Annotated in this window: 25 protein-coding genes and 5 tRNA genes; 18 read left to right on the top strand and 12 right to left on the bottom strand. The window is 43.7% G+C overall.

Going from position 1 to position 26,637, the window contains the following annotated elements:
• Positions 1-155 precede the first annotated feature (155 nt).
• Positions 156-2,381 carry an FUSC family membrane protein gene (locus tag A3860_RS02690; RefSeq protein WP_081144976.1) on the bottom strand — a complete coding sequence of 742 codons (2,226 nt, stop codon included), beginning with the start codon at positions 2,379-2,381 and terminating at the stop codon, positions 156-158.
• A gap of 691 nt (positions 2,382-3,072) precedes the next feature.
• Here A3860_RS02690 and A3860_RS02685 point away from each other — a divergent pair.
• On the top strand, positions 3,073-3,324 hold the full coding sequence (locus A3860_RS02685; protein WP_081144975.1) for a hypothetical protein: 252 nt from the start codon (positions 3,073-3,075) through the stop codon (positions 3,322-3,324).
• 170 nt (positions 3,325-3,494) lie between these two features.
• The gene (locus A3860_RS02680; protein ID WP_081144974.1) at positions 3,495-4,292 is read left to right on the top strand and encodes a copper resistance protein NlpE N-terminal domain-containing protein; all 798 of its coding nucleotides are present in this window, start codon (positions 3,495-3,497) and stop codon (positions 4,290-4,292) included.
• A 65-nt stretch (positions 4,293-4,357) separates the two neighbouring features.
• On the opposite strand, the gene A3860_RS02675 is transcribed toward A3860_RS02680, so the two are convergent.
• The 5 genes from A3860_RS02675 to A3860_RS02655 form a co-directional block, all read right to left on the bottom strand.
• Positions 4,358-4,639 (bottom strand): hypothetical protein, encoded by a 282-nt coding sequence (locus A3860_RS02675; RefSeq protein ID WP_081144973.1) that lies wholly within the window; start codon positions 4,637-4,639, stop codon positions 4,358-4,360.
• A 35-nt stretch (positions 4,640-4,674) separates the two neighbouring features.
• Positions 4,675-6,618, bottom strand: coding sequence for a M1 family metallopeptidase (locus tag A3860_RS02670; RefSeq protein ID WP_081145161.1), 1,944 nt, complete (start codon positions 6,616-6,618; stop codon positions 4,675-4,677).
• Between the two features lie 85 nt (positions 6,619-6,703).
• A complete protein-coding gene (locus A3860_RS02665; protein ID WP_081144972.1) occupies positions 6,704-9,025 on the bottom strand; it encodes a transglycosylase domain-containing protein in 2,322 nt (773 codons plus the stop codon).
• 322 nt (positions 9,026-9,347) lie between these two features.
• A complete protein-coding gene (locus A3860_RS02660) occupies positions 9,348-10,352 on the bottom strand; it encodes an EamA family transporter (protein WP_081144971.1) in 1,005 nt (334 codons plus the stop codon).
• 4 nt (positions 10,353-10,356) lie between these two features.
• On the bottom strand, positions 10,357-10,827 hold the full coding sequence (locus tag A3860_RS02655; RefSeq protein ID WP_081144970.1) for an Lrp/AsnC family transcriptional regulator: 471 nt from the start codon (positions 10,825-10,827) through the stop codon (positions 10,357-10,359).
• A 417-nt stretch (positions 10,828-11,244) separates the two neighbouring features.
• On the opposite strand from A3860_RS02655, the gene A3860_RS40905 reads away from it, so the two are divergent.
• The 3 genes from A3860_RS40905 to A3860_RS02645 all read left to right on the top strand — a co-directional run bounded on the left by A3860_RS40905 (position 11,245) and on the right by A3860_RS02645 (position 12,387).
• Positions 11,245-11,397, top strand: a complete 153-nt coding sequence (locus tag A3860_RS40905; protein ID WP_158085121.1) for a hypothetical protein — start codon at positions 11,245-11,247, stop codon at positions 11,395-11,397.
• A gap of 189 nt (positions 11,398-11,586) precedes the next feature.
• Positions 11,587-11,856, top strand: coding sequence for a hypothetical protein (locus A3860_RS02650; protein ID WP_143773913.1), 270 nt, complete (start codon positions 11,587-11,589; stop codon positions 11,854-11,856).
• Between the two features lie 171 nt (positions 11,857-12,027).
• Positions 12,028-12,387: a DUF3127 domain-containing protein gene (locus A3860_RS02645; protein WP_081144968.1), complete on the top strand. Its 360-nt coding sequence runs from the start codon at positions 12,028-12,030 to the stop codon at positions 12,385-12,387.
• 88 nt (positions 12,388-12,475) lie between these two features.
• Here A3860_RS02645 and A3860_RS02640 read toward each other — a convergent pair whose 3' ends face one another.
• Entirely contained in the window at positions 12,476-13,663 is a 1,188-nt protein-coding gene (locus tag A3860_RS02640; RefSeq protein ID WP_143773912.1) for a vWA domain-containing protein, read from the bottom strand.
• Positions 13,664-13,828: 165 nt separating this feature from the next.
• Positions 13,829-14,227, bottom strand: coding sequence for an Hsp20/alpha crystallin family protein (locus tag A3860_RS02635; protein WP_081144966.1), 399 nt, complete (start codon positions 14,225-14,227; stop codon positions 13,829-13,831).
• A 38-nt stretch (positions 14,228-14,265) separates the two neighbouring features.
• Here A3860_RS02635 and A3860_RS02630 point away from each other — a divergent pair, with 38 nt between their 5' ends.
• The gene (locus A3860_RS02630) at positions 14,266-14,775 is read left to right on the top strand and encodes a hypothetical protein (protein WP_081144965.1); all 510 of its coding nucleotides are present in this window, start codon (positions 14,266-14,268) and stop codon (positions 14,773-14,775) included.
• Positions 14,776-14,810: 35 nt separating this feature from the next.
• Positions 14,811-15,032: a CDGSH iron-sulfur domain-containing protein gene (locus tag A3860_RS02625; protein WP_081144964.1), complete on the top strand. Its 222-nt coding sequence runs from the start codon at positions 14,811-14,813 to the stop codon at positions 15,030-15,032.
• Between the two features lie 20 nt (positions 15,033-15,052).
• On the opposite strand, the gene A3860_RS02620 is transcribed toward A3860_RS02625, so the two are convergent.
• Positions 15,053-15,628: an asparaginase domain-containing protein gene (locus A3860_RS02620; protein ID WP_245843459.1), complete on the bottom strand. Its 576-nt coding sequence runs from the start codon at positions 15,626-15,628 to the stop codon at positions 15,053-15,055.
• A gap of 279 nt (positions 15,629-15,907) precedes the next feature.
• Between A3860_RS02620 and A3860_RS02615 the strand changes: the two genes are divergently transcribed.
• From A3860_RS02615 to A3860_RS02595, 5 genes are all read left to right on the top strand, one after another.
• Positions 15,908-16,666, top strand: coding sequence for a hypothetical protein (locus tag A3860_RS02615; RefSeq protein WP_081144963.1), 759 nt, complete (start codon positions 15,908-15,910; stop codon positions 16,664-16,666).
• 155 nt (positions 16,667-16,821) lie between these two features.
• Positions 16,822-17,511, top strand: coding sequence for a response regulator transcription factor (locus tag A3860_RS02610; protein ID WP_081144962.1), 690 nt, complete (start codon positions 16,822-16,824; stop codon positions 17,509-17,511).
• A 5-nt stretch (positions 17,512-17,516) separates the two neighbouring features.
• A complete protein-coding gene (locus A3860_RS02605; protein ID WP_081144961.1) occupies positions 17,517-18,890 on the top strand; it encodes a sensor histidine kinase in 1,374 nt (457 codons plus the stop codon).
• 121 nt (positions 18,891-19,011) lie between these two features.
• A complete protein-coding gene (locus A3860_RS02600) occupies positions 19,012-19,521 on the top strand; it encodes a universal stress protein (RefSeq protein ID WP_081144960.1) in 510 nt (169 codons plus the stop codon).
• On the top strand, positions 19,508-20,482 hold the full coding sequence (locus tag A3860_RS02595; protein WP_245843458.1) for a bestrophin family protein: 975 nt from the start codon (positions 19,508-19,510) through the stop codon (positions 20,480-20,482). The genes A3860_RS02600 and A3860_RS02595 overlap by 14 nt, the downstream gene beginning before the upstream one ends.
• On the opposite strand, the gene A3860_RS02590 is transcribed toward A3860_RS02595, so the two are convergent.
• Positions 20,470-20,760, bottom strand: coding sequence for a hypothetical protein (locus tag A3860_RS02590; protein WP_081144959.1), 291 nt, complete (start codon positions 20,758-20,760; stop codon positions 20,470-20,472). The two genes, A3860_RS02595 and A3860_RS02590, sit on opposite strands and share 13 nt — an antisense overlap.
• A gap of 506 nt (positions 20,761-21,266) precedes the next feature.
• Here A3860_RS02590 and fusA point away from each other — a divergent pair.
• From fusA to A3860_RS40895, 6 genes are all read left to right on the top strand, one after another.
• On the top strand, positions 21,267-23,333 hold the full coding sequence (fusA, locus tag A3860_RS02585; protein ID WP_081144958.1) for an elongation factor G: 2,067 nt from the start codon (positions 21,267-21,269) through the stop codon (positions 23,331-23,333).
• 263 nt (positions 23,334-23,596) lie between these two features.
• Positions 23,597-23,669 (top strand) — tRNA-Leu (locus A3860_RS02580).
• A gap of 11 nt (positions 23,670-23,680) precedes the next feature.
• Positions 23,681-23,755, top strand: a tRNA-Leu gene (locus tag A3860_RS02575).
• Between the two features lie 6 nt (positions 23,756-23,761).
• Positions 23,762-23,837 (top strand) — tRNA-Cys (locus A3860_RS40900).
• A 10-nt stretch (positions 23,838-23,847) separates the two neighbouring features.
• Positions 23,848-23,934 (top strand) — tRNA-Ser (locus A3860_RS02570).
• 53 nt (positions 23,935-23,987) lie between these two features.
• Positions 23,988-24,078, top strand: a tRNA-Ser gene (locus A3860_RS40895).
• 39 nt (positions 24,079-24,117) lie between these two features.
• Here A3860_RS40895 and A3860_RS02565 read toward each other — a convergent pair.
• A complete protein-coding gene (locus A3860_RS02565; protein ID WP_081144957.1) occupies positions 24,118-24,444 on the bottom strand; it encodes a hypothetical protein in 327 nt (108 codons plus the stop codon).
• Positions 24,445-24,565: 121 nt separating this feature from the next.
• On the bottom strand, positions 24,566-26,488 hold the full coding sequence (locus tag A3860_RS02560; RefSeq protein ID WP_081144956.1) for a T9SS type A sorting domain-containing protein: 1,923 nt from the start codon (positions 26,486-26,488) through the stop codon (positions 24,566-24,568).
• Positions 26,489-26,637: the final 149 nt, after the last annotated feature.

Here is a 26,637-nt window from a genome sequence, read left to right as displayed (position 1 = left end):
TACCGGGCATTAAAAGCAATACAGTACGAAAGCTGGGTGAATTGCGGAAAGCGGTGAATCGATCGCTGATTTTAGGATTTAGGGATTTTGAGATTGCTGTAATTCGCAATCTGCCGAATAATTCAATAATCCCAAAATCGAGAAATCTCAAAATATCATGACGCTGCTGTTAACTGCAAACTCACCTTCTTCACATCTGTAGTTACATCATAAATGATCTTGAATTCATCGGTAACCGACTTTACAGCCAGTAATAATTTGCGGGTGTCGGTATCAGTTAAACCCAGCTGTAATTCTTTTTGCCGGTTTATCATTAAGGTGTTCACTCTTTTATCGATCTGTTGCCAGTTGGGCGGCCGGGTTGCATCGGCGGGCGGTTCCTCCCCATTGATAATGGTTTTTGATGCAGATAATTCCGTTTCAATATAATTGGTTACCGGTATAAAATCTTTTGTGGCATTGATGGCGGCGAATTGCTGCCCGAAATGCGATAGGGTGGCAATATGTGAGGTGAGCAGGTGGTTATACACCACGAACTGGTGAATTAAACTAATGTTCTTTTGTTGCCATTTGGGTTCGGCCAGCATGCGGTTAAATGCATCAGATAAATTGCCCAGTGCAACAAATGCTTCCTTGCGGCTTACACGGTATTCCATTGGCAGCACCGGTTTGCCCATAAATGAAGTAACAACTGTTTTAAACCAGGCGGTGTTTTTATCAATGGCATTGGCTATTAAACTAGAGATCTGCTCGTGTTCCCACAGCGGCACCAGTAATAAATTGGCGATAAAGGCAATAACAGAACCAATGGTGGTATCGAGGAGCCTGTCGGTAAGCACGCCTTTAATAGGTGTATTGTATAGTAACTGAAAGATCAGCAGTACATATGGCGTCATAAATATTACGCTCCACATATAATTGGTGCGAAGCAGGCTGTAAGTGCCCAGCATCAGCAACAGCATAATGAAAAACAATACTGTTTTATCTTTTATAAAATACAAAACGATCAAACCGATAATAGCGCCTGCGATGGTGCCAAATAACCTTTCGAAATTTCGTTTTTTGGTAAGGCTGTAGTTAGGTTTCAGGATCACAATAATGGTAAGCAGGATCCAGTAGTTATGGCCAACCTGCAGGAACAGCGAAAAAATATAGCCGGCCAGGGTGGCGAGGCTTACGCGCAATGAATGCCTGAAAAAGTTGGATTGCAGGCTCAGGTTATCGGTAAGCACCTTGAAGCTGAAATCCTGCCGGGTAACAAATTTGTCGTAATCATCGGGTTGGGTAGTGATCGTAACTTTTTGCTGATAAGAGGTATATAAATGCAGGGTATGAATGCGGTTGGCAATGTCTTCAATATTACTCAGGATGTTCCGCATGGTAATGAAATACTCCAGCGTGGCCGGCGTTCTTTTTTTATTTCTTACCTCAATATAAAAAATACGGACTTCCCTGATAGCGTCGGCGAGCGCCTTTGTTTCGCGCGACCGGCGGCCGCTTTTTACGGCAATGCTGATGTCGTCGAGCTCAGCGGCCAGCTGTAGAATGAGCTGGCGGTACCGGTTCATGAGCCCGGTTCCTTCAAAAACGGCATGTAACTCTTTGTAGTCATCATGGTACGAGGTCATTATCTTTTCAAAAAGATCGATCAAGCTTCTGAAAAGCATCAGCAGGGTGCGGCCGGTATTGGTAGATTCTTTTACAATATAGCGGCTCTTGAATAGCAGTTCCCGCACCAGTTCCTGGTCCTGGTGAACGATCACCTGTTGCTCGATCATTTGCCGGTAGGCCTTGTCATAATCAACGTCTTCATCATAAAACAACGCCCTGATGCGGATGTAATTGGCAGTAGCCGCCATGCATTCACCCAGGGCCTGTTGCGACAGCCGGTAAGGGTAGAATTTGTGTAACAGTAAACTTAAACCTGTGTACCATAAACCCCCGAGTAAAATATAAGCCGCCTGTATAATTACTTCCCTGCCCTGGCCGGGATGCCCTATTTGTAAAACCATAATGAGCAAAGCGGAAACCCCAATGGAAATGGCGCGGCTGCCGTATACCCCGATCATGGAATAAACAAAACAAAAAACGGTAATGAGGATGCCCAGCAAAACAGGGTAGGAGGCGGAGAGGCTGGTTAATGTGGCCGTTACTACCAGGAACAACAAACATATCAGCATCCCATTGCGCCTGTGGTGAATGGGGCCGGGGTTATCAGTACCACTTACGCACATAGCGCCAAGAGATATGGCCACCCCTTCAGACAGCATATTAAAATAGCTGAAAATTAAAGCAGGTAAAACCACCCCAATCGTAATACGTATACCTGAACTGAGGTAATAACTGTACAAAAAGCTCTTATACTTTTTCAGATAATCCATTGGTTATTAAAGTACGTATTTTTTAACGGGTGTATGTGCTAAAAGTTGAGAATTAACGATGAGGAAAGGTGGTTAGTATAATATTGGAATATAAACATTAAAAGGCGCCCTCTGATTTTTGATAAAATATTGCCCGGCTTTGTTAATCTGCCCCCAGGTATTGTTTTTTTTTAATGGTAATGTTGTATCTTTAAAGAGATGATGTATCACAAGTTCCGGCTAAATACGGATGCCGCCCTCCTAAGACTTATTGATAGAAATACCTGCTATAATTTTTAAAGCATTAGCATCCGTGCTCGTTCCATTAAATATTTTCAGGGCCAACGTGTGCCCATTTATACCTAACACACCTTATCTCTAAATCCTTCCCTGGTTTGTATAACATATGCCACGTTTTTTCATTTGTGCGAAAAAAATTATGCACTTTTTGCACAGCCCTGAACTGGCATCATTATTTTAACCGTTTTTAAACGCTAAAATTCATCAGGCTACTACATGCGTATAAACCGGAGCACTAACCGGTTGCGAAAGAGATCATGAGCATGCTGAAATGCTTACCAAACTGATAGCAAATTTCCCCCCTGGCCCATTTAGCCATTGGAAAAACGGTAACATCGAAAACGGTAATGAACACAGGCCTTCACCAACTATGAAAATGAAATTCATTTGCTCATGTTTAAAATATACAACTATGGAGCTGGAAGAACCTGTTTTAAAAATTTTACGGAAGAAGTACCAACCATCTTCTTTTATTGAAACGCATTGTAATCATTACGATCTGGCATTTAAAACCGATAAGGAGGGGGATGCCATTGTACTGGTCCTTGGCCGTAAGGATGATTCGGGCCAAATAAAAGGAGAACGTTTTACGCGACGTCTCCGCCAAATGGCTAATGGCCGCATTGTAAAAGAATATTGGGAACACAAGGGCAAAGCAAGCTAACACAGGATGGGTCCTAATTACTAAAGGACAATTTATCCGTACCCTAATTTCAATGTTTAACCAAAGCTGTATTTTTACGAAGTTTGTATTTTCTTTCTCCGCGTTATAAAACTGCTATACAATTATCCAGATTTTAATACAACGGCCCATTCTTTGCACGTATAATTTTTATGAAACCCAGTTTTGGCCTGTTTGTGCTGGTTATAATAGCCTGCAATAACCCGTTACCCGTACCAGTTCACACATCTGCAGATACTACATCCATTATTGACACAACATTTACAACAAAGCCGGTTGATACAGAAGAACCGGGATCACCTACATCTTTTATTCCTGGTTATTATACCGGAGTAATTCCCTGCAACGATTGCCGGAACATTACCCGCAGAATGCTGTTTTTAGCCGATCACAGCTTTCATATGAAAGATGAATTCAATGGAAGGGAAGCTGTTCCCCAGGAAACAGAAGGCCGCTGGCAAACCACCAACGATCAATTGCAATTGCTGGTGAATAATACCGTTACCAGGCGATTTGCTGTTACCAACAAAGGATTGAGTGAATTAAACCTTTCCGGCGCACCCAATGCGTTGTATCCTGATAGTTACCTCAGCCGCAAAACAATTGGCGCCGATAATATTGCCTGGATGGAAAAGAAAGCTGCCGGTATTGATTTTTTTGCCCTGGGCAACGAACCTTTTTGGCTGATGGAAATTGACCGGGATAAACAGATAAACTTTTTGCGGGTCGATAGCAGTGCGCCCACTGTATTCCCTTATGTGGCAGCGGTACAACAGAACGGTCAATATTTATACAATTTGCAAAAGGATTCTGCTACTATGCAAATAATTATTACGCCGCAGTTCTGTACCGATGGCATGAGCGACAACTGGTATGAATATAAAGTGGAAGCGAAGTATAACGGGTTGATGTATGCAGGATGTGGGGTGCAACTGAATAGTCAGTGGTGAAAATTGGTTAATGGTAGTCGTGAACATGAAACGGAAAATGTGAAATGAAAACCGGAAACCCCGGTTCATATCTCCGGGTCCTCCGGACTTTCCTGTTCCGGCAAATGCGCAACGTCTCTAAAGATCATTCTTTCATCTTCAACCGTTAATTCGCCCCCGCGCAGGGAACGGTAATAGGCCTGACCGGCGGCAATGGCTTCTTCCCTGTTATCACCAGCCAGGGCCGCTTCATATTTATCTTTCAACAACTTTAAAGCATCGGTTTTATTCAAATAGCCAACAGCAATAAAGATGATGATCAGCAATCCAAAGGCAAGAAATAATATTTTTTCTGTCAGGCTCATCATGCTTTCCGGTGTTTCAACAAAGTTAACAGTTCAGATCATTTAACAGGCCAACCATTATTTTGCCGGTTGGCATCGGGCAGCAGATGATCGGGGTCAAGGGTAACCGACGTTACCGTTGCTGTTGTGGGAACCGTAAAAGTACAGGTAGTGTGCTGGAACCAGGTTTCAACAGGCAATTGAATGCGTTGGGTGGTGCCATTATTGAATACCAGTTGAACTACAACTGGCATAACCATTTTATCGAGGTTGGCAATCGTGATCTGCGCCTCATTACCGGTTACGTTTACCTGCTGTATGGCCTGGTCGAGCGACCAGTTATTGCAAAACCATTCGCGCCAGAACCAGCTGAGGTTTTCACCACTTTCATTATCCATGGTATGAAAAAAATCATCGGGTGAAGGATGTTTGAACGCCCAGTTCTGAATATATCGCCGGAAGGCATAATTGAACCGGTCTTTTCCCAGAATATATTCGCGCAATAGCACCAGGCCATATGCCGGTTTAAAATAAGAAATGGGATGACGCCAGGTTTCGGGAATGGCATCGGCTGCCATCATCATGGAGGGCGCTTTGGGATCGCTTAAAAAGGGCACCATTTCATCGGCCGGATTACCCCCACCCGGCGCATACTCGCTGTCGCGCTTGGGTGCATATTCGCCTTTGTTGAAAGCATCCGATGCATAAATATCAATAAAGGTATTGAAGCCTTCATCCATCCACGCGCTGCTGCGTTCATTGGAGCCAACGATCATCGGGAACCAGTTATGGCCTATTTCATGCGCGGTAACCCAGTATAATTCCCTGCCTTTATCGTTGATGCCATCGAACAAAATACCCGGATATTCCATTCCTGCGGCAATACCGGCTTCGTTGATGGCAGTAGGGTAAGGATATACGTACCAGTTTTGTGAAAAATGTTCAATGGAAGCTTTCAGGTATTCGGTAGAACGGCCCCAGGCATCGTTACCATCGCTTTCAACAGGATATACCGACATGGCCATGCATTTTTTGCCATTGGGTAAATTAACTTTCGCTGCATCCCAAATAAATGCGGCAGAAGCGCCAAAAGCCACATCACGCGTATTGTTCATTTTGAAATGCCAGGTGAGCATGCCTTTTTGCATCGGCCTGCTGTGCGGGTCAGTTAATTCGGCCGCTGATCGTATAATAACCGTTTTATCGCTGCTACTGGCCGCTGCCAGCCGCGCTATTTGCTGCCTGGTGAGCACTTCTTCTGCATTTTGCAATTCACCGGCGCCTGCCACTATTATATTCCAGGGCACGGTTATCCGGTAATCAAAATTGCCATATTCACAATAAAACTCGCCACTGCCCAGAAAGGGCAATGTGTTCCAGCCTTGCAGATCATCGTACACGCACATACGCGGATACCATTGCGCTATTTCGTAAATGGTGCCGTTCTTTGTTTTCACATAATCGGTTCGGCCCCCAAATGCGCCGGGAATGGTATAATGATATTTTATATGAATGCTGATGGTACCGGTTTTTGCGGGCAGGGCTTTATTTAACCGGATCTGCATGCGCGTATCAGTGACTATATAATCGGCAGGTTTTGCAGGAAGGTCCTGACTGATCTTTACATCGTCAATTTCAAAGCCGGTTGTAAACTCCTGCGGTTGTTGATCGAAAAGGAAATTACTGCGGGCTCCTTTTTTATATATGTTCTGATCGAGTTGCAGCCAGAGCGATCTCAATGTATCGGGACTGTTATTGGTGTACCTGATAATTGCGTAGCCCGTTAATTGTTGTTTTATGGTATCAATGGTTGCCTGCAAACTATAATCAGCGCGGTTTTGCCAGTAGTGGGGCCCGGGTGCGCCATTGGCCGACCGGATGGTATTGCCTTTATTTATATAGAATCCCGGTGCAAAAGCTTCTGCGGGGTTATATTTTGATTGTGCAAAACAGGAAAGCGAAAAAATTAAAACCGTGGTAACTGACAAAAATGATTTGTGCATGCAGGTATAATTATCGGACAGCAAATTAAAAGAAAAAGGGCCGACTAAAAACTTTTAGCCGGCCCCGGTATAGCTTAATCATTTATTAATAATCGCTTGCTTTGGGTGCGCCACCTTTAGGAACGGTGTCTTTTTTAGTACCAGCAGGAGTAGGTTGCGCCGGCATGTCTTTATAATCATCTGCAGTGGCGCTGCCTCCAGCATTTTCGACACCCTCATTAATAATAGTTGGTGCATTTTTAGTCCAATCGGGAACTGAATCCAAGGCCATCCCCTCTGGTCTAACAAAACCAACCTTACTATCCAGTCCGGTGTTCTTATCCTTCAGGCAGCTTGAATAGAAATAAGCCCAAACGGGTAAGGCCACAGAGGAACCCTGGCCAACAGCCGTGCTGCTGAAGCGGATGAAGCGGTCGTCGCAACCCGTCCATACGCCACACAACAATTGCGGGGTGTAACCCATGAACCAGGCATCACTGTTATCATTGGTGGTACCGGTTTTACCGGAAACATTTGTAACATTGATGCCATAACTGGCTGCCCGTTTACCAGTACCAAACTTCATTACCCCATTCATCATGGTAATGATATTATAAGCAGTAGAAGCGCTGATCACTTCTTTACGTTCAGAAGTAAACGATTGCAGCACGTTGCCATTTTTATCTTCAATACGGGTAAGGTACATGGGTTTTACTGAAAAACCACCCGCCGGGAACATGCTGTATGCCTGCATCATTTCGTATAAAGAGGTTTCACCACTACCCAGGCATATGGCCGGCACGGGTTCAATATTGGTTTGCACCCCCACGTTTTTCAAAAATTCAACAAAGCGCACGGCAGCGTCGTTGCCTTTATTGCCCAGCTGTTTCATAATGTAAGCGGTGGCACAGTTACGTGATTGGGCAAGCGCTTCGGCCATGGGCATGGTTTGGTTCGAGCATGATGCTGTGGTAGCCGGTACATTGCCGAACCCTTCAAAATTCTGTTGTACATCTTCTACGGGAGTAGAAGGGGTAAAACCCCCATTTTCAATGGCCATTCCATACAACAATGGCTTGATGGTACTGCCTACCTGCCGTTTTGTATTGAGGTTAACATGATCGTATTTGTAAGTTTTAAAATCAATGCCGCCCACCCAGGCTTTTATAGCGCCGGTTTGCGGGTCCATGGCCATAAAACCGGCCTGTAACATGGCCCGGCAATATTTAATGCTATCGTATGGCGTCATTAAAGTATCTATTTCGTGCTTATTGTTCCAGGCAAACACGCTCATTTGTGTTTTGGTATTAAATGCCTGGCGGATCTCATCATCGCTGGCGCCATTTTTTTTCATATTCTTCCAGCGATCGCTTTGTTTCATGGCTGCTTCCAGCACATTTTCATGATCCTTCCATACTGACCCGTTCTTGATATTCTTTTGTGCTATCAGGATCTTCTGCATATAGGCAATATGCTTTGATACGGCATCTTCGGCATACTGCTGCATACGTGGATTGATGGTGGTATAAATCCTCAATCCATCCTTGTATAAATTGTAAGGCTTGCCGGTGGCCGGGTTTTCATGATCCTTACACCATTTTTTTAATTCCTCACCCAACACGCCGCGGAAATAAGGCGCGAGCCCGTTATTTTCATTCAGCTTCTTATAATTCAGTTTTATGGGTTCTTTGTCTAATGCAAGGGCTTGTGGTTCGGTTAAAACACCGTTTCTAACCATTTGGTGCAATACGGTGTTCCGTCTTGATTTTGCCCTTTCGGGAAAACGGCGCGGATTGTAGATCTCACCGTTCACCATGCCCACCAGCACGGCAGCTTCTGAAGTAGTTAACTCGTCAGGCTCTTTCTGGAAAAAAGTTTTAGCGGCATTCTTGATGCCGTAAACATTATCTCCAAATGCAACGGTATTCAGGTAAAGCGTAATGATCTCTTCTTTCGAAAAATTGCGCTCCAGCTTTACAGCAATAATGGCTTCTTTCAATTTCTGGATTATACGCAGCACAATATTGCGGGTGCCCCAACCTTCGGTAAACAGGTTTTTGGCTGTTTGCATGGTAATGGTACTGGCGCCACCACTGGTACCAAAAGAAGCAAAGGAGCGGATGAGTGAGCGAGCGTCGATGCCATTATGTTCACGAAAACGTTCATCTTCGGTAGCGATCAGCGCCTTTATTACCTCCTGGCTGATATCTTTATATTCAACATCAATACGGTCTTCGATGAGGTATTTGCCCATGAGCGTACCGTCTTCAGCATAAACCTGGCTGGCAATGAGGGCGGTTGGGTTGGATAATTCTTTAATGGAAGGCATTTTGCCCAATAAACCGATATTGGCGGAAACTATTAACAGGATCCCCAATAACAGTCCGCTAAAAAAGACCCACCAGAAGATTTTTACTCCCTTTTTCATAGATCAGAGATTATAGGTACAGTTCTCGTTAAATATTAAAAAAGCTAATGTTTGGAACGGTGTTAAAAATAGTAATAAGCCCTATTATTTTCAACGGTAGGGAAGAAAAGTTCTAAGTTTCTGCCCGCCTTCGTTAAAACTACGGACGGGCAAACATAATGGGGTTCACCACAAGATACAATTAAACCCACAGCTACAAAAGCCGGCCTGCCGAATTAACACAAAACTTTACAGGAGCGAGCCCTGGCCAAAAAAGAACCGGCCGGTCCTGTTTCGCGAATCGGCGAAAGGGACCGGCCGGTTGTAATTAACTATGATTTACTTATACCAGCGCTTTTTGCCTGTCAGCGCTAATAATATTATTCTTTATGGAAGAAGCCGCCGAATTGGCTGCTGCTTTTTTCTCCTGGCGATATTTGGCGAGGTTTATCAACAGCACGCTCAATAGAATAACTGCCAGTCCGGCAATTTGCAAAAAGGTCATTTGCTCGCCGGCGAATATCACGCCTAATAAAACGGCCACAACGGGATTTACATAAGCATAAGTGCTTACCTGTGTGGCTGACCGTACCTGCAATAACCAAACGTAGGCGCTGAAACCGGCCAGTGATCCCATTGTGATGAGGTAGAACAGGGAGAACCAGGAGCTGGCTGTTACCGAGTGTATATCAAATGAGCTCCATTCGTTATTTAAAAAGCTGCCCGGAATAAAAGCAATACCGGCTGCCAACATTTGCCAGGCCGTATTTACGGTGGCAGAATTTGATTTCGATTTGTATTTGCTATATAAAGAACCGCCGGCCCAGCTCATGGCACCGATGATCAGCACGATCAATCCAATTACCTGGTGGCCATTGCCGGCTCCCAATGCTTTGGATGTTTGCTCGCTGAACAACAGGATCACGCCAATGAAGCCGACGATCAAACCTATTATAGTGTTGCGGCTGGTAAGGTTTTCTTTCCATTTTGGTTTATCAAGTACAACAAACCAGATGGGCGCCGATGAAACCAGTACGGCAACGAGCGAACTGGCGAGTGATTGTTCGGCCCAGATCACTGCGCCGTTCCCAATGAATAACATCAGGAAACCGCTCACTAATGCCGGTTTTATATGTGACCAATTAAATAACTTTTCCCCTTTAATAGCGCAGTAGCCGAGTAATAGCCCACCGGCAATAATAAAACGAATGGCGCCGAGGATAAAAGGTGGTATGTGTTCAATGGCGCGTTGAATAAAGAAATACGTTGAGCCCCATACCAGGTAAACGGTTGCAAAGGCAATTACTACCATTAAAGGAGAAGCGCTTCTTTTTGCATCAATCGACATACAGTTAAATTTTAGGAATCACCAATTGTTGTTGCTCTTTCACGGTTTCCAAAACGATGGTTGTTTTAGTGGATGCGATGTTAGGGATCTTTTGCAGCTGCTGCCGCATCAGATTCATGAGGGACGAAGAATCTGCCGTACGAACTTTTATGAGATAACAATCTTCACCGGCAATATGATGTACCTCCTGTACCTCAGGGATAGCCGCTAATGCCTGGGCCGTGTTGCTGCTGCAGGTAAAACCTTCAGAGGAACGAATAAAAATAAAGGCCAGTAATTTTTGCTGAACTGTGGCGGGATTGATTTGGGTGGTATACCCCTGGATCACTTTTTTTTGCTCCAGTTTTTTTACCCGTTCCAGAACGGCTGATGGGGCCATATTTAATTCGCGGGCCAGATCGGCATTTGAAATGCGGGCATTGGCCTGCATACGTTCCAGGATCTGTAGATCGGTATTATCTAAAACGACATCCATTCCGATGAATTTTCTGTAAAACTAATGTTTTTCTGAATAAAATTCTGAAAGCAAGAATATTTTAAGAAATTTATTGTAAATTTGTGGGGTGTTACCGAATAATTGTCGGGAATGGGTCGCTATTGACTGAATTACAGAAGATTATAGAAAAACGAGCGTTAGTTTACGACAAGGAACGAATCCATTGATTGACCGGGTTAGTAAGTTTTAAGTATTTCTATCAGGGTTCAAGCCATGAAAAAGGAAAAGTCATCTGTTGCAGGATGACTTTTTTTATTTTGTAAAACTTTCCCAATTTCAGGGTAATGAACAGTGCCATATACGTTTACTTGGGAGAATTCGTTATATTGAACACTTCCTGGAATGTGATTCCATATTATTATGCTTTTGTAACTTTACCCGTTAAAATTGAATTGTATGTCACTGTTTAACACAAATAAGAATAAAGACAAAAAGAAAGGCAACTCCACTGCAGGGAAACAATCACCCATTCCAGCCAAAGGGAAAAGCAATTCTAAAGGAGCTGCCAAATCAACCCGTGTTACCGGTCGTGCACAAAGGGGTTCATAACGTTACGGTTCCTCATATTGATGTTTAAAATACCCACTTACCATCGGGCGTGCAGCATTATACGCTCTGGAAAGAATCACTAAAAAAATGTGAAAAAAATACAGTGCCATTCCATGGTGTGGCATGGCTATTCCGGCATAGTTGTTGGGAAAACACTGTATTCTTTACATTTTAAAAAGGGAGGTTCTTTTGAAAACAAAAAAGCAAGTAACAAGAACAGAAGAGTTTGAAATGGTGGTTGACGAAACTCCGTTGTTTGTAAAAGCCACCTCATTTCAAACCTACACTATGGAAATCCAATACCGGGTAAGTGTGAATGGAAGTCCGGTGTATATTTTTGGATGGCATCCGGTAACGAAGCGAATAACCGCCATCGACAGAGGGTCTGCTGCGCATAATATTCCACCTAAAGTGGCTGAAGCTATTGGCGATCAGCTATACAGCAGAATGGCAGCATAATATATTCCCGTGTAAAATATGTAAACGAAGCCCCGTTCACCAGCTGGCGAACGGGGCTTTTTATGATAATTATCCCTGTTTAAAGCCTGTTAAAAAATTGTGCAGTACCATTTTCTAAAATGGAAATGGTAAACATACCTTTGGCGAGGTTATAACAGAAAAATATTACTTATGGACATCAGCGGCAAAATTATTCAGTTCTTACCGGTTCAATCGGGACAGGGAAAAAATGGTACCTGGAAGAAGCAGGAATTCATTCTTGAAACCGGCGATAATTATCCTAAAAAAGTATGTATCGCTGTTTGGGGCGATAAAATTGATATGGGCAGTTTTAAAACCGGCGACCTGGTTGATGTTTCCTTTGATGTGGAAAGCCGGGAATACAATGGTCGTTGGTATACTGATGTAAAAGCCTGGAAAATGGTTGCCAAAAGTGCCGGGGGCAATGCACCTGGTACAAATGCCAGCTACAATGATATGCCGGGCACCTTTACAGCATCACCCGCCGGTGACGACGATCTGCCATTTTAATGAAATGAACATAAAAGATTAGCGGAGATAGTTAATTACCAATATTAACTACCTCCGCTGTTTTTATTTAGAGAACCGTCCTAAGCTGTTATTGGATCACCAGGTTGTACTTTTTAGCCTGTTGCCTGATTATTTTTTCAATTTCAGTTTCCAGGGTTTGTTCATTGGTCTTCGTTGATTGTTTTGCTTTTTCTGAAGCAAGGTATGTTTCCCTTTTTGCAGAAACAGTGGCGATCTGCTTTTGAATAGCTGTACGCTCATTGCTTTTCGTTATTACGATCTGTTTTATTTCAGCCCGGCTTTTTGACTTTAATGATGCTGGCAGGGTATTGAGGTCTACCTTTTCAACAATGGCAGGGTCGGCCTGGCTGGCATCAACCAGGTCCCAACTGGAATTATTATACAACTGCGTTTTCCCTTTCACTGAAACCCGCTTGGCGGCAGCAGCCTTATTCATTCCGTAATTCATTTTATCAACTTCTTCCTGTTTCGCCATGGATGCCCGGCCGGTTTGTCCATACCCAATATAAGTTCCGTTTAATTGAATGTTCAATTGAAACAATATAGTATCGTAAGGAGTAGCAACATCTATCATTTCGGCGTTTTGATTAATATTGGTAAAGCTGCCGGTACCGCATTCACTACCCAGGTTCCAGTGTTCGCGAATACCCTGGTTGCGGTCGCCACAATAAATGGTATTTATGATCACGCCTTTCTTTTTGGCTTCTGCACAGGCCTGGGTGTAGGAGATATCGCCCTGTAAAAAATCTTCATTACCGGCTATGAAAATAACTTTATAATCATCGGGGTTGCTGTCCCATTCCAAACTGGTTAATGAAGTGTACATAACATGGCCGCAGTATTCATCGCCACCATTGGTAGTAAGCCTGAACAAATTGCGTGATACTTCATCGAGGTCACGGGTAAAATAATTGATCTGTTTTACATAGCCAGCCTTTGCATCATTGGATGGGCGGCCATATTCATACAGCGCTATCTCAACAGTGGGGGCAACATCATTACAGGTGGCTTTACCCAATACGCTTACCATATTCCATAATTGGGCCTTTGCCTGCCCAATAAGGCCATCCATACTATTGCTCACATCGAGCAGCACGGCTATCTGTACTTTCTTTTGGCGATGTGGGTTGGCTAATTGCGGCGATGAAATGGTATTTGCGCCTTTTTGTTTTACAGGCGGTTTTTTTGAATACATAAGCGTCATGGCGCCAATGATAAAAAGACAACTTGCAAACAGCTTATACAGGGTGTTCATAAAAGTGGTTTTATATTTTATACCAGATGCCCGATTTTTCCCATTACATAAATCTTTTTTGAATATCAACCCGCTTTTAGATTATTTTAACAATAATGATAAACCCATAAATAAAAAACCCTCCCGGCAGGCCGGGAGGGTTATAGTTCATCTGATGCATGTAACTCAGCTAATGGGTATTTCCTGTTTTGGAGCGGTGCTTCCTTCAGTCAGCGGAAGGCTAACTTCCAGCACACCATCAACATATTTCGCTGAAATGCGGGCGGTATCCACGCTGTCGTTCAGCAAAAAGGTTCTCACAAAACCACCGCGGCTGTATTCGCGTTGAACCCAGTCGGGACGGGGAAAGCCTTCGGGTGGCGTGTAGGAAATGGTGAGCTCTCTTCCGCTTACATCAATGGAAAAATGCTCTTTAATACGACCCGGCGCAAACACCAGCATTTCGTAGCTGGTATCGGTCTTGTACACATTGACGGCAGCCCGTTGCATACTCCGGTAAGGCAGGTGCCGGTGACTGCCTCCGTAATGTTCGCCTTTTGCGGCGCATGACTTGTTGTAGTTCATGTTCTTTCTTTTAAAATAAAAAATGGTTATCTCTTTGAATGACGAATGAGCAGGCCGGATATTGTATATTAGTGGCTGTGACGACAGATCAGGAAAAAATAGCATTTAAGAACCAGCTAAAACAAGCTGGCGAACAGCTTATTGAGCAGCGGATAGCCGCAGCCAGAACGCTGATCAATGAAGCGCAGGAAGCGGCCAATAGTGAAGAAAAAAGCTCAGCGGGCGATAAGTATGAAACAGCCAGGGCCATGAACCAGCTGGAAAAGGAAATGCATTCGAAACAGCTGGCCCAGCAGTTGAAAGAACTGGCCCATTTACATGATGTAAAAACAGATGTTGTTTATAGAGAGGTTGTTACAGGTGCCTGCATCAATGGCGGCGGCATCCTCTTTTTTATTGCTGCGGGCCTGGGTAAACAAACCATTGATGGAAAGGGGATCATATATCTTTCTCCACTGGCGCCGCTGGCGAAACAGCTGCAACATAAAAAAGCAGGCGATCATTTTGTTTTTAATGGAAAGGAAATAGTCATTGAGACTATTTATTGATGCGTATATTGCGCCTCTAAATTTTAACAACAACAATGGCTTCAACAAAGATCACAGTAAACAGCAATGGTTCTATTAAAATAGAAGGTGATATGGAGATCGTAGATAAAAATGGAAATATTTATGACCTGGGTGGGCGCGAAGTAATTTCAATGTGCCGTTGTGGTATGTCGAAAAACAAACCTTTTTGCGATGGTTCTCACAAAGGGCATTTCGAACATGAAGCCGTGGCTTTCGCCCTTCCGCCCAAAAAATAATTCAACTTCGTAAAGGCATTTTACCCGGTATGCGTACTCACTGGTTTCAATTCTTCAAAAATACCGGTCTGTCTGTTCTTGCGCACATTGTCCCAAATAAAGTAGCGGCCATTCATGGCCACATACACGCCGGGGGGCAGGGACTGTACAAAGGCGAGTGCGCTGCCGAGGTTAAAAAGGCCATCAGAGCTACCAAACTTAATGGGGATCATGGCCCCTGTTAACACAATGGTTTTACCCGAAACCTGCTGCGCCAACACCCGGGCGGTTTCGGCCATGGTATCGGTGCCATGGGTAATGACGATCTTATCTTCTTCGCATTGCCGGCATTCATCAGCGATATAGTTCCGGTGCTCGGGGGTCATTTCAAGACTGTCGATCATCATAAGCGTCTTTATTTGCACCGTTAAACGGCTTCTACCCAATGAAAGCAGCTCCTGCATGTGGGTATCTTTAAAATACAACTCCCCGTTCAGTTCATTGTATTCCTTGTCAAAAGTGCCGCCGGTAATAAAGATGCGAATAGCCATGTTTGCATTGATTGATACTGCAAAGATATTCCGTAATAACAAGCCGGGCCCACCTTTAATGGTCATTTATACAGAAATTGAATATGTAAATGAACGTAGAAGATTCATTAAAAAACATTCACTGTAGCAGTAAAAGCGGTGGATATTATTTAACAATACCGGTAGTTTGATGTTTGTGTATCATCCACTTTATACAGTTCATGTTGCCAATTCTACAGTTCGCGCCACTGCCTGAAGTATACCGTAAACGTCGGTGGTAATATTGCACCAGCTTTCACCGCCAGCAAGTATAGCCAATACGCCGGTGAAGTAAAACAATAATACAAACTACACACATTAACACTCATGAAAAAGATCTTCCTGTTAGCCGGTGCAATGGCCATGCTGGTTTTGGGCTCGTGCAAAAAAGACAAAAACTCAGCTGGCGATAATAATGGCGGAAAAACAAAGTTGTTGAAAAAACTAACCAGAACCGAGAATGGCAAAACAACGGTTTATAACTTTACATATGATGGTAATAAACTAACGTCATACAGCAGTTCAGATAACCTTGAAACAACTTCATTCACTTTCGATGGGGCCGGCAACATAACGAAGCTGGAGAACAAAAGCAACAGCTACAATAGTACATATACCTTTTCTTACAATAATGGGATCCCTGTGAGTGGCACCACAAAAGTATTGCATAATATAGGAAGTGGACAGGAGAGTGTTGTACAGGATGATGTACTCACCTATACCGTTACAAACAACCAGGTTTCAAAGATCAAAGAAGAAAGCAAACTCGATGGAACCATTACAACAGCCAACCTTACGTATACCATCAATGGCAATCTGGAAAAACTGAACATAGCGGGCGACGAGCCATTTTCGGTAACATTTACCTATGGCACCAAAAAGTCAGGCTTCCCCATCGTTTCAAAATGGGTGCTTGATATGGGCTATACCTTACGGTTTTCTTCAAAGAATGAAACCTTAACAGCGTTTTATGATTTTCCGGGTACCCAGTTCGATGAAACGGTCAATACCAAATATACCTACGATGGGGATGGATACCCGTTAACCTCCAACGACGGAGACACCCAATTGACGTTTGAGTATTAATACAAGTATAAGCCGATCAACAAAAAGCAACCCTCCCGATGTATTGGGGAGGGTTTTGTTTTTTAAAATGTCATTAAATAGGGTGTGGAAAAGCTGCCTTGCTTACGAGTTTCAACGTTCCTGGTTATTTTTGTTGCTACTAAATTCATTCAGGCATGAAGATCCTTTTAGTGGAAGACGAGGCGGCACTTGCCGGTATGTTGAACAAGGGACTGAAAGAGGCAGGCTACGCAGTAACGGTAGCGCCTGATGGCCTCATAGGGCATGAAATGGCCGTAAAAAACCAGTTCGACGTAATGATCCTCGACATTATGTTGCCGGGCCTGAATGGGATACAGTTGTGCAAGCAATTGCGAAAGCAGCAGGTTGATACGCCCATTCTGATGCTTACCGCATTAGGCACTACGGAAAATATTGTGGCGGGTCTCGACAGCGGCGCCGATGATTACCTGGTGAAACCATTTCATTTTGCTGAGCTGGAAGCCCGGCTTAGAACGCTGGTGCGGCGTAAATCTGTGGGCAATAATGCGCCAACCGATGTACTGCAAGTTGGCGGTCTGTTGCTCAATACCAGCACAAAAACAGCCAGTTTGAATGAAGAACCGGTAACCCTTACTGCCACCGAATACCGCCTGCTTGAGTTCATGATGCAGAACCGGGGCCGGGTACTTACCCGCATGGAGCTGCTGGAAAATGTATGGGGAATAGATTTTAACATGAGCACCAATGTGGTGGATGTATATGTGAATTACCTGCGCAAAAAAGTGGATGCCAACCCCGACCGCAAATTGATACATACCATGATAGGGATGGGTTATATTCTTAAAGAAGATAAAAAAAGCTGATCACTTTGAAGATACAGACACAAACCGCCTTGTTGTTTACTGTGCTTACGGCTCTGTTGATCCTGTTCATCAGCTTTACCACCTATTACTTCATTAGCCGGTTTGCATCGAATGATTTTTTAAAACGGCTTGAACTTCGGGTACGGGTAGCTGCCAAGTTGCGGTTTGAACAAAATAAAGTATCAACAGCTACCTACCAGGAGTTGCGGCGGCAGTACCTGGAGGTGTTACCAAAAGAACACGAATACCTGCTTACCTGGGACTCTGTTTCCAATACAATAAAATCACCGGTACAGGGGTTGCCCCGGTCATTTTATTACCAGATAATTGAAGGGCAGGGGAAAACCGTTTTTATAGAAAAGAATAATGTGCATTATGCCGGTATTTTATACCATGCTGAAGGCGGCCGGCATTGTATAGTCATAAAATCGGCGGTGAACGAATATGCGAACCGGTTATTATATACCCTGGCCCGAGCCAAGATCGCCACTTTTGTGGTAGGCGTGCTGTTGGTGTTCACCACTGGTATAATCTTCAGCCGCAAAACATTTCAACCGGTGCGGCAACTGATCAGCAAAGTGCAGGACATCAGCGCGCACAACCTGCATCTGCGTTTGGAAACAAAGAAGGGCAAAGATGAAATGACCGAGCTGGCGCATACCTTCAACACCATGCTCGACCGGTTGCAAACGGCTTTTGAAACGCAGAACAATTTTGTGAGCAATGCATCGCACGAATTGCGCACCCCACTTACTACTATTATGGGCGAAGCGGATATTGCCCTTAAAAAAGCACGTACCAATGAAGAATACCGGCAAAGCCTGCAGGTGATCTTGAACGAAGCCGGTAAGCTCGATCATTTGACCAGCAGCCTGCTGGCATTGGCGCAAAGCGGGTTCGATGGCAAAAAGCAACGCCTCAGCCTGGTGCGCATGGATGAATTATTGTGGGAAGTAAAACAGGCCGTAGATGAGTTGCATCCCAACAACCAGGTTCAATTGCATTTCGGCGAACTGCCGCCCAACGAGCAGCAGTTATCAGTAGAAGGAAATTATCATTTATTAAAACTGGCGCTTACCAATATTGCCGTTAATGCCTGTAAGTACAGCAATGACCGGCTTGTTCAGCTCACGCTGCAGGTGGTAAAACAAAAGATCAGGATAGGTATTATTGACAATGGCATTGGGATACCTGCGCCGGAGCTTAAATATGTATTTGAGCCTTTTTACCGGGCCTCCAACACCAATCGGTTTGAAGGGCATGGCGTGGGGTTGCCGTTGGCGCGGAATATTATCCGCCTTCATAAGGGCGAGTTGGTCATCAAATCGGAAGAAGAGAAAGGAACTACCGTCGAGATCACGCTGAGTTCCCCATCCTGATATTTTCTAATCCCATTCTTATTTCTTTTTTAATACATTCTTAAATGCCTCTTAAGCGCGTCTAATACCATTGTGCCAGTTTTGCTACTGTAAACATCATTGTTAATTTAATGATATCAGTATGCGAAATGTATTAGTACACACCGATTTTTCAGCTGCTTCTTTTGACCTGGTTGAAAAAGCCATTCACACGATGGGTGAACAGGTTTTGAACATAACCCTGTTCCATGCTTTTCAAATGCCATTCTTTGTAAATGATCTTATAAGAAATCAACGTAAGCCTTACCATGACCTGCTAACAGATGCATTCAGGAATAACTGCAAACAAATAAAACAGCAGTACCCCCGCCAGGTGAACAGTATTGTCTTCCGTCATTTATATGGAAATACGCCGGCTGTTTTCCGGCATTTTGTTGATGCAAATGATATTGATCTTATTGTTTATCCTGAGTTGTATGAATTTGTTCAGGTGCACCCTGATAGTGTAAACCCCGACACCATGTTCAAAAAAAGCAGGGTGCCGTTGTTACGTCAATTCAAATCAAAACGCCGCGTAATTACCATTCCCGAGATCAGGGCGGTGGAAGAAGAAGCAGTAGCCTTGCTAAAGCTGTTGAATGCGCAAAGCTAAGGCAGAACAGGATGAGTGCGATTATTTCAAAACGCTAAACGTTGGTTTGATGTTATTAAAAAAGAATATCCCATTTGGCTATGTATTGGGAAAAGTGAAGTTCGAGTTGTTGATCATCTTGGTGTACAGTGCAACCATTGCAGTTATACACCAATGGTTCCTGAAATTGCCGATCAGTATACCCCTGGCGGTGCCAACTATATTGGGTACGGTAATATCCTTGTTGCTGGGTTTCAGAAGCAACCAGGCATATGACCGCTGGTGGGAAGCAAGGCAGGTATGGGGCGCCATAGTAAATGATTCACGCACGCTGGCAAGGCAGGTATTGGCTTTTACCGAAAGCCAGTTTGAAGAAGATGAAGTGCATCAATTGCGGCAACGAATGGTGCGCCGGCAGATTGCCTGGTGTTATGCCCTGGGACAAAGCCTGCGCCGGTTGAACCCGGCCAGCGGGCTCGATAAATATTTAAGCCGCCGTGACCTGGAAAGTTTGAGCCGGTTTAACAATGTGCCTATGGCCCTGCTCGATCAACAGGCACGTGATCTGCGACGCGGTTTGGAAGAAGGGTTTATTAACCGGTATCAACAAATTGAGATGGACCGTACCCTTACCCGGTTATGCGATGCCATGGGAAAATGCGAGCGCATAAAAAACACCGTGTTTCCTAGTACCTACAGTTTATATATTCACTTTTCGCTGTTGCTATTTATATGTATGCTGCCTTTTGGTGTCATTGATTATTTCGGGTTTCTTGAAGTGCCCCTGGTGGTAGCCATCAGCGCTTGTTTTTTACTGATAGAAAAAATGGCTATCCATTTGCAGGATCCCTTTGAAAACAAACCAACCGATACACCCATGACGGCCATTGCCGGCACAATTGAAAGGGACCTGCGGCAAATGCTGCATGACCAGGATATGGTGGAAGAAAAGCGTCCCGAATCGTTCTATTATATTTTGTAATGAAGGAATGCTATCGCAACCGCCCATCCGGCTCCCATCCCCACAATACCGCCTATTATGGATGCTACTGCATCCATAATATCGTAGATGCCAAATCCTGTGATTTTTGAAAACAATTCAAAACCATAGCTAATTATAATTACGATTACCAGGGTAATAATTGTAGAGAGGAATGGTTGATTGGGGAATAACCAAATATCAATGATTTGAAATATTACACCCAGGAGAGTACCGGCATAAAAATGTTTCCATTTATCGGGCGCTATTTTTTTAAACATAATATAGTTGTTAAGCTTGCAAAGAAGCTATTTTGAATTTAGGGCATATATCGTTTAGCAGCAATTATAAGCTACAATTTGTTCTTTTCAATTTATTATTTAGTTTTGCATTCCGATAATACGACATAACGTATCATGATCAGAACCACTACATACAAAACAGGTATAAACGCAAATACGGCTATCAGAGCTGTAATTGCCAGTACCTGTATTGTCTTTATAGGAAATGGGGAGACAAACCCATTACCGGATAAAAGGGGATGATCATAATATTACAATAATATTAAGGCCTTCCCGGTATTCGGGAAGGCTTTTTGTTTGTCTCCCCGGCATATCCCCATCATTTCAACAATTAATTATTAATGAGCAATATGAAATTCATCATCAAAACATTTAAAAGCGTAGTTACCAAACATGGTCCGTAATGTTAGGTTGAATTGCATATTGCAAAAGCCTCTCGTTACGAAACGGGAGGCTTTTTTATTTCTGCTTTATTTAAATACTATATGAAACGGATACAACAACTCAGGAATATTGGAATTATGGCGCATGTCGATGCCGGTAAAACAACTGTTACCGAACGCATGCTGTATTATACCGGCTTTATTCACCGGTTAGGAAACGTTGATGAAGGAAATACGGTGATGGACAGTGATCCGCGGGAAGAAAAAAGAGGCATTACCATTTCTTCGGCAGCCATTACTACCTATTGGGATCATAATGAAAGCAGGTACCAGATCAATATCATTGATACGCCCGGGCACGTTGATTTTGCGGCAGAAGTGGAAAGGTCATTGCGGGTATTGGATGGTGCAGTGGCGGTGTTTTGCGCCAGATCGGGCGTACAACCGCAATCGGAAAGTGTGTGGCGGCAGGCCGATCGTTATAATATACCGCGTATTATTTTGATCAATAAAATGGACCGGCAGGGTGCTCATTTTATGCGGGTTGTAAATGAGATCAGGCAACAGTTACAGGCGAATGCAGTTCCTGTACAGCTTCCTATTGGCGCTGAAGACGCTTTTAGCGGTGTTATCGATCTCATAACAATGAAAGCGTTGATTTGGAACAACGATGATGGAAAGCAATTTGAAGTAACAGCTATTCCTGCGCACTTGTTGCCGGAAGCTGAGCAGCTTCGTAACCAGTTGTTGGAAGAATTGTCGTTGACGAATGAGGCGTTTTTTGAACAGTTCACTACTGATTTCACCACGATATCAGCAGAAAGCATTTATAAAGCATTGCGTGAAGCAACTATAAAGATGCAGGTTGTGCCGGTATTGTGTGGTGCTGCGTATAGAAATAAAGGCATACAATCGTTGCTGAATGCTGTTGTACAGTATTTGCCTTCGCCGGAAGATATACCAGCAGTAACAGGCATTGACCCATTGAATGATCAACCTGTGGATGTGCGAACCGACCGGGATGCTTCCTTTGCAGCGCTTGCTTTTAAGATCATCACCAATGATTACACGGGCAAGCTGGCATTGGTAAGGGTATATTCAGGTACGATACACCAGGGCGATACATTATGGAATAGCAGGACCGGAAAGAAGGTGCGGGTGAGCCGGCTGATGCGGATCATGTCTGATAAATATGAAACCGTAGATCAGATCGGCGCCGGTGATATAGGCGCATTGGTTGGATTGAAGGAGGTGAAAACAGGCGATACGCTGGCAGACCCCGAATGTCAGGTGGTACTGGAGAATATCCGGTTCCCCGAACCAATGATCGGCTATTCGATTGAAGTAAAGTCTTCGAAGGAGTCGGGTAAGTTAAGCGAGGCGTTATCGAAGCTTGTTGACGAAGACCCAACGCTGGTAGTAGAAGCTGATAAAGAAACCGGTCAAACGATCCTTAAGGGAATGGGCGAGTTGCACCTGGAAGTTGTGTTGGAAAAATTAGCGACTGAATACCAGGTTGAAGTTAATAAAGGACAACCGCAGATAGCCTATAAGGAAATTTTCACACAGGCTGTGTTGCACAGGGAGATCTTTAAAAAGCAGAATGGAGGTTCAGGTAATTATGCTGAAATACATTTTGAGTTATCTCCGCGTGAGCAGGATCTGCCGGGGCTGGAGTTTATTAATGAGATCAAAGGCGGTGCTATTCCAAAGGAATTCATCGTTGCCGTTCAAAAAGGATTTGAATCGGCCATGCAAACCGGTATGCTGGCAGGTTATCCTGTTAAATCGATGCGGGTAAGATTGTTCGATGGAGATATCCATGATAATGATTCCCATGCGCAGGATTTTGAACAGGTGGCCAGTATGGGCTTTAAGGTAGCTGCGGTAAAAGCAGCGCCCAGGTTGTTAGAGCCGGTTATGCTTGTGGATGTTGCAACGCCCGATGAATACACAGGTGTAATTACCGGTGACCTCAACCGTCGCCGCGGTATCATCAGGGGAATTGAATTGAAGGGTAATGTACAGTGCATAAAGGCTGAAGTTCCTCTCAGTGGATTATTCGGTTATATTACTACGTTAAGAAACATTTCATCGGGCCGGGCGGCCGTGTCGGTAACGTTCCATGATTATCAACTGGTGCCCGACAATGGCGTTGGTATAAAGTGATATGGAAATGAACAAGGCTTCTGCAAAGAGGCCTTGTTTTTTTATTAAGCAGAAATTATTTGGAGATTCTTTTTGTTATCAGAAACCTTTTATTAATTTTGTAGCATGATTCGCACAAATACATATTTACTGTCTTTATCACTCAGTTGTTATAGCAACGAGCTGAAGGGCGGTTATATTCCTGCGAATGAGAGTTAATAAATAACATTACTTAAATACGCATAAGCCCTTCAGGTAAAACACTTGAAGGGTTTTTTGTTTTTAGCCCCTTAGCCCAACGGGAGAGGCGCCTGTCTTAGGAACAGTGTAGTGTGAGTTCGAATCTCACAGGGGCTACTGCTATGCCCAGCCGCATAGTCCAACAGGAAGGAGACAGCAGTTTTAAAATCTGAACAGTCCGGGTTCGAATCCCGGTGCGGCTACATTTTGAGCAGGTACTCAATGCTGGTGGAGAGATTGGTCTGCAAAACCAATGTAACATGGGTTCAATTCCCATCCTGCTCTCATCATATACGGAAGGTTAGCATAATTGGCAATGCAGCAGTCTTGAAAACTGCCGTACGTATAACAGCGTTTGCAGGTTCGAGTCCTGCACCTTCCGCAATCACCCGCTGAAACCTTATCGAAGGCGGATGAAAATAAGGTACTTTGAATGGAGAGTAGGCAGATATTGGTTTGCTGCGGCATCCTGCTAAGATGTTTCCCGTTTAACCATGGGATGAAGGTTCGATTCCTTTGCTCTCCGCTATCACCCGACGGCACAAGAACTGCCTTGTGCCGATATCTAATTAAATTCCCTTTTCTGAAGGCTACGACTTATTATATGACATTGGCATTTTTTCAAAACCTCTTTAACAGACCGGTTCTTTTCAGGCATGGCATTAATACTTTCAAATTCCACTTCAAGATGCGGGTCGGCGATCTTTTTAATGAGACTGTCCAACGATTGTATGTTGCTAACATAGACCGGCTGGTTATTATACACAGCAGACAGGCTATCCTTTGATAATGTTACTTTTAATTTGGTTTTACCGGCGTTGAGATCAGTGGTTTGTGCATAAGTAAGGGCAGAAATACAAAGGCCGGCGAGAACAAGGAAAGTATATTTCATACATTGGTTTTGAAAGTAGATGCCGGCAGTTTGCAGATTACATACCAGATATAAAAAAGGGCCATATTTCTACGACCCTTTCTTCGGTATACGAGCGGCAGCGAACTACCGCTACAAGTATTTATTTTGTAAATATGGTACTTTGGTGGTCGCCGGTTTTGTAATCAGTAAGTTTAATTACATAGGCTCCCTGCGGCAGCATACTTACATTTAGTTTTATCTGATTGCTGGTTTCATTTAATTTTTCTCTTTTTAATATGATGCCAGCCATGTTGACAAGCACCATTTCTTTATTGAGAAAATCATTTCCCGGACTTTTAACATACACATAATTACGTGCTGGATTTGGTGAAACACTCATATTACCTGCTGAGGAACTATTCCTGATGGTGATGATTTTGGAATAAAAAGCTGAAGTGCCCGATTCAACTGCTTTAATTCGATAATACTGTACTTCATCAGTTACTTCATTATCAACATACCGGTAATTTATAGTGGTTGAACCTGTGTTTGTTTTGGGCGTAATTTTCGCAATTGATTTGAAGTTATTTGCGGTGCCGTTGCTTCTTTCAATTTCAAAGTGATCGGCTTTATCTTCATTGGTTTCCCATTCTATAGTATTCGCATTAGTGTTGCGATACCCGTTGCATGAGAGTATCTGCAAGGGAAGTATGATGGAAACATTTTCTGCTATCCCGGCATCGGGAGCGCCGCCAAAAGGAACAGACTGGCCAAAAAAATCTTTATCTATTCCGGTAATCTGCCCAATATTAATAGCGGCAGAGGCCGGCTGCAGATTATAATTCCATAAAGTAGGGTCATTGGAAGAAATAATATCTGTGAACAGCGATATAGCGGTATTCAGGGTTTGTTCAGAAGCATCCAGAGAATACCCAAAGCTTCCCCCGCCCATATGGAACAGATTGTCCTGGTGAACGAGCTGCTGCCCGTTAAAGGGTTGCGCCACAGGATCTGTGATGTTGGAAGAGGTGTTGATCCAGAAAATATTGTTTTTCATGGTGAGCACATTTGGAACCGTAGGCGTTCTGGAAATACCGATCAGGTTTTTTACATCGGCCAGCCGGGGCGCATGCGTTTCAACAACGTTATTATTGTAGAACTGAATATTCTGTACATCCAGGCCATAAGTACCTTCTGTGTTGATCCAGAATACGTGGCCGTTGTTGACCAAAAGATTATAGCCAATAACATTATTAAGTGCCTGTCCGCCTGAACCGCTGCCAAATTCCATAAAACCGAGGTTTTCACTGGCAGTGTTGTATAATATTTTGTTATTGGAAATAGCGCCATACATTTCAATGGCGCCACCATCCATTTGGTAATCGTAACTAAGGCCCCAGCATTCCTTGATTTGATTATGCGAAATGGTGTTATTTGAACCCTTTACAATAATTCCGTTGGCGCCAAAGTCGTCCCAGGCTACATCGGGCGTATTGATGATCATTCGCAGATTACTGATGTTGCAATAGGATACCGTATTATCGTTTCCACCATCGAGGCCAACACCTGCCCCCAGCTTTGTTATGGTAAGGTTTTTTATAATGTTATGGGAGCAATTATAGGTATACACACCATAGCCTACATTGGCAGTAATACTGTGATCAGTTTCAGGCATCGAGGCATCTTTCAGTTCAAAGCCATCGATCACCACATAATTTGCCTGGTATAACCGGATGATAACCCGGTTATAGATCATGGGTTCAGTATTGTTTGCCAGGTTATATTGAAATACCGGAGCATTTCCCGAACCATAAGGCATGAACACGATAGGAGCGAGGCTGCTGCCCGAACTGTTGATAGAAAGCGGGCCCAAATACTGTTGGCCCCGTTTAAAAAAAACGGAATCGCCGGGCTGGAAATAATTAACATACTCGGGAACATCGGCTATTGATTTCCAGGGATCAGTCAACGTTCCCTGGTTTGATCCGGAAGAAGATGGATCTACATAATAGTTTTTTGCAAACACGGACATTGTTGCCAATACAAACAGGCACACGAAGCAAGTTGCTACTGGTATTTTCATTAGGTTATTGGTTATTGAACGTTTACAAATCAGGCGCTGTATAAACGAGAGCCAAAACTAGGCCATTCTAAAGATGGGAGAAACTGTTAGATGTCAAGAGTACACGTATACACTTACACTTAAATTAACGGATATTTTATTTTCAAAAA

The organism is Niastella vici (genome assembly GCF_002077945.1).
In the GTDB taxonomy this organism is placed as follows: Bacteria; Bacteroidota; Bacteroidia; order Chitinophagales; family Chitinophagaceae; genus Niastella; species Niastella vici.
Note: the sequence above shows the minus strand (reverse complement) of the source record. Positions and strands in the feature narration are given on the sequence as shown.

Coding starts and splice junctions, on each gene's coding strand:
- A3860_RS02690 (WP_081144976.1), bottom strand. CDS start 2,381: ATGGATTATCTGAAAAAGTATAAGAGCTTTTTGTACAGTTATTACCTC.
- A3860_RS02685 (WP_081144975.1), top strand. CDS start 3,073: ATGGAGCTGGAAGAACCTGTTTTAAAAATTTTACGGAAGAAGTACCAA.
- A3860_RS02680 (WP_081144974.1), top strand. CDS start 3,495: ATGAAACCCAGTTTTGGCCTGTTTGTGCTGGTTATAATAGCCTGCAAT.
- A3860_RS02675 (WP_081144973.1), bottom strand. CDS start 4,639: ATGATGAGCCTGACAGAAAAAATATTATTTCTTGCCTTTGGATTGCTG.
- A3860_RS02670 (WP_081145161.1), bottom strand. CDS start 6,618: ATGCACAAATCATTTTTGTCAGTTACCACGGTTTTAATTTTTTCGCTT.
- A3860_RS02665 (WP_081144972.1), bottom strand. CDS start 9,025: ATGAAAAAGGGAGTAAAAATCTTCTGGTGGGTCTTTTTTAGCGGACTG.
- A3860_RS02660 (WP_081144971.1), bottom strand. CDS start 10,352: ATGTCGATTGATGCAAAAAGAAGCGCTTCTCCTTTAATGGTAGTAATT.
- A3860_RS02655 (WP_081144970.1), bottom strand. CDS start 10,827: ATGGATGTCGTTTTAGATAATACCGATCTACAGATCCTGGAACGTATG.
- A3860_RS40905 (WP_158085121.1), top strand. CDS start 11,245: ATGTCACTGTTTAACACAAATAAGAATAAAGACAAAAAGAAAGGCAAC.
- A3860_RS02645 (WP_081144968.1), top strand. CDS start 12,028: ATGGACATCAGCGGCAAAATTATTCAGTTCTTACCGGTTCAATCGGGA.
- A3860_RS02640 (WP_143773912.1), bottom strand. CDS start 13,663: ATGAACACCCTGTATAAGCTGTTTGCAAGTTGTCTTTTTATCATTGGC.
- A3860_RS02635 (WP_081144966.1), bottom strand. CDS start 14,227: ATGAACTACAACAAGTCATGCGCCGCAAAAGGCGAACATTACGGAGGC.
- A3860_RS02630 (WP_081144965.1), top strand. CDS start 14,266: ATGACGAATGAGCAGGCCGGATATTGTATATTAGTGGCTGTGACGACA.
- A3860_RS02625 (WP_081144964.1), top strand. CDS start 14,811: ATGGCTTCAACAAAGATCACAGTAAACAGCAATGGTTCTATTAAAATA.
- A3860_RS02620 (WP_245843459.1), bottom strand. CDS start 15,628: ATGACCATTAAAGGTGGGCCCGGCTTGTTATTACGGAATATCTTTGCA.
- A3860_RS02615 (WP_081144963.1), top strand. CDS start 15,908: ATGAAAAAGATCTTCCTGTTAGCCGGTGCAATGGCCATGCTGGTTTTG.
- A3860_RS02610 (WP_081144962.1), top strand. CDS start 16,822: ATGAAGATCCTTTTAGTGGAAGACGAGGCGGCACTTGCCGGTATGTTG.
- A3860_RS02600 (WP_081144960.1), top strand. CDS start 19,012: ATGCGAAATGTATTAGTACACACCGATTTTTCAGCTGCTTCTTTTGAC.
- A3860_RS02595 (WP_245843458.1), top strand. CDS start 19,508: ATGCGCAAAGCTAAGGCAGAACAGGATGAGTGCGATTATTTCAAAACG.
- A3860_RS02590 (WP_081144959.1), bottom strand. CDS start 20,760: ATGTTTAAAAAAATAGCGCCCGATAAATGGAAACATTTTTATGCCGGT.
- fusA (WP_081144958.1), top strand. CDS start 21,267: ATGAAACGGATACAACAACTCAGGAATATTGGAATTATGGCGCATGTC.
- A3860_RS02565 (WP_081144957.1), bottom strand. CDS start 24,444: ATGAAATATACTTTCCTTGTTCTCGCCGGCCTTTGTATTTCTGCCCTT.
- A3860_RS02560 (WP_081144956.1), bottom strand. CDS start 26,488: ATGAAAATACCAGTAGCAACTTGCTTCGTGTGCCTGTTTGTATTGGCA.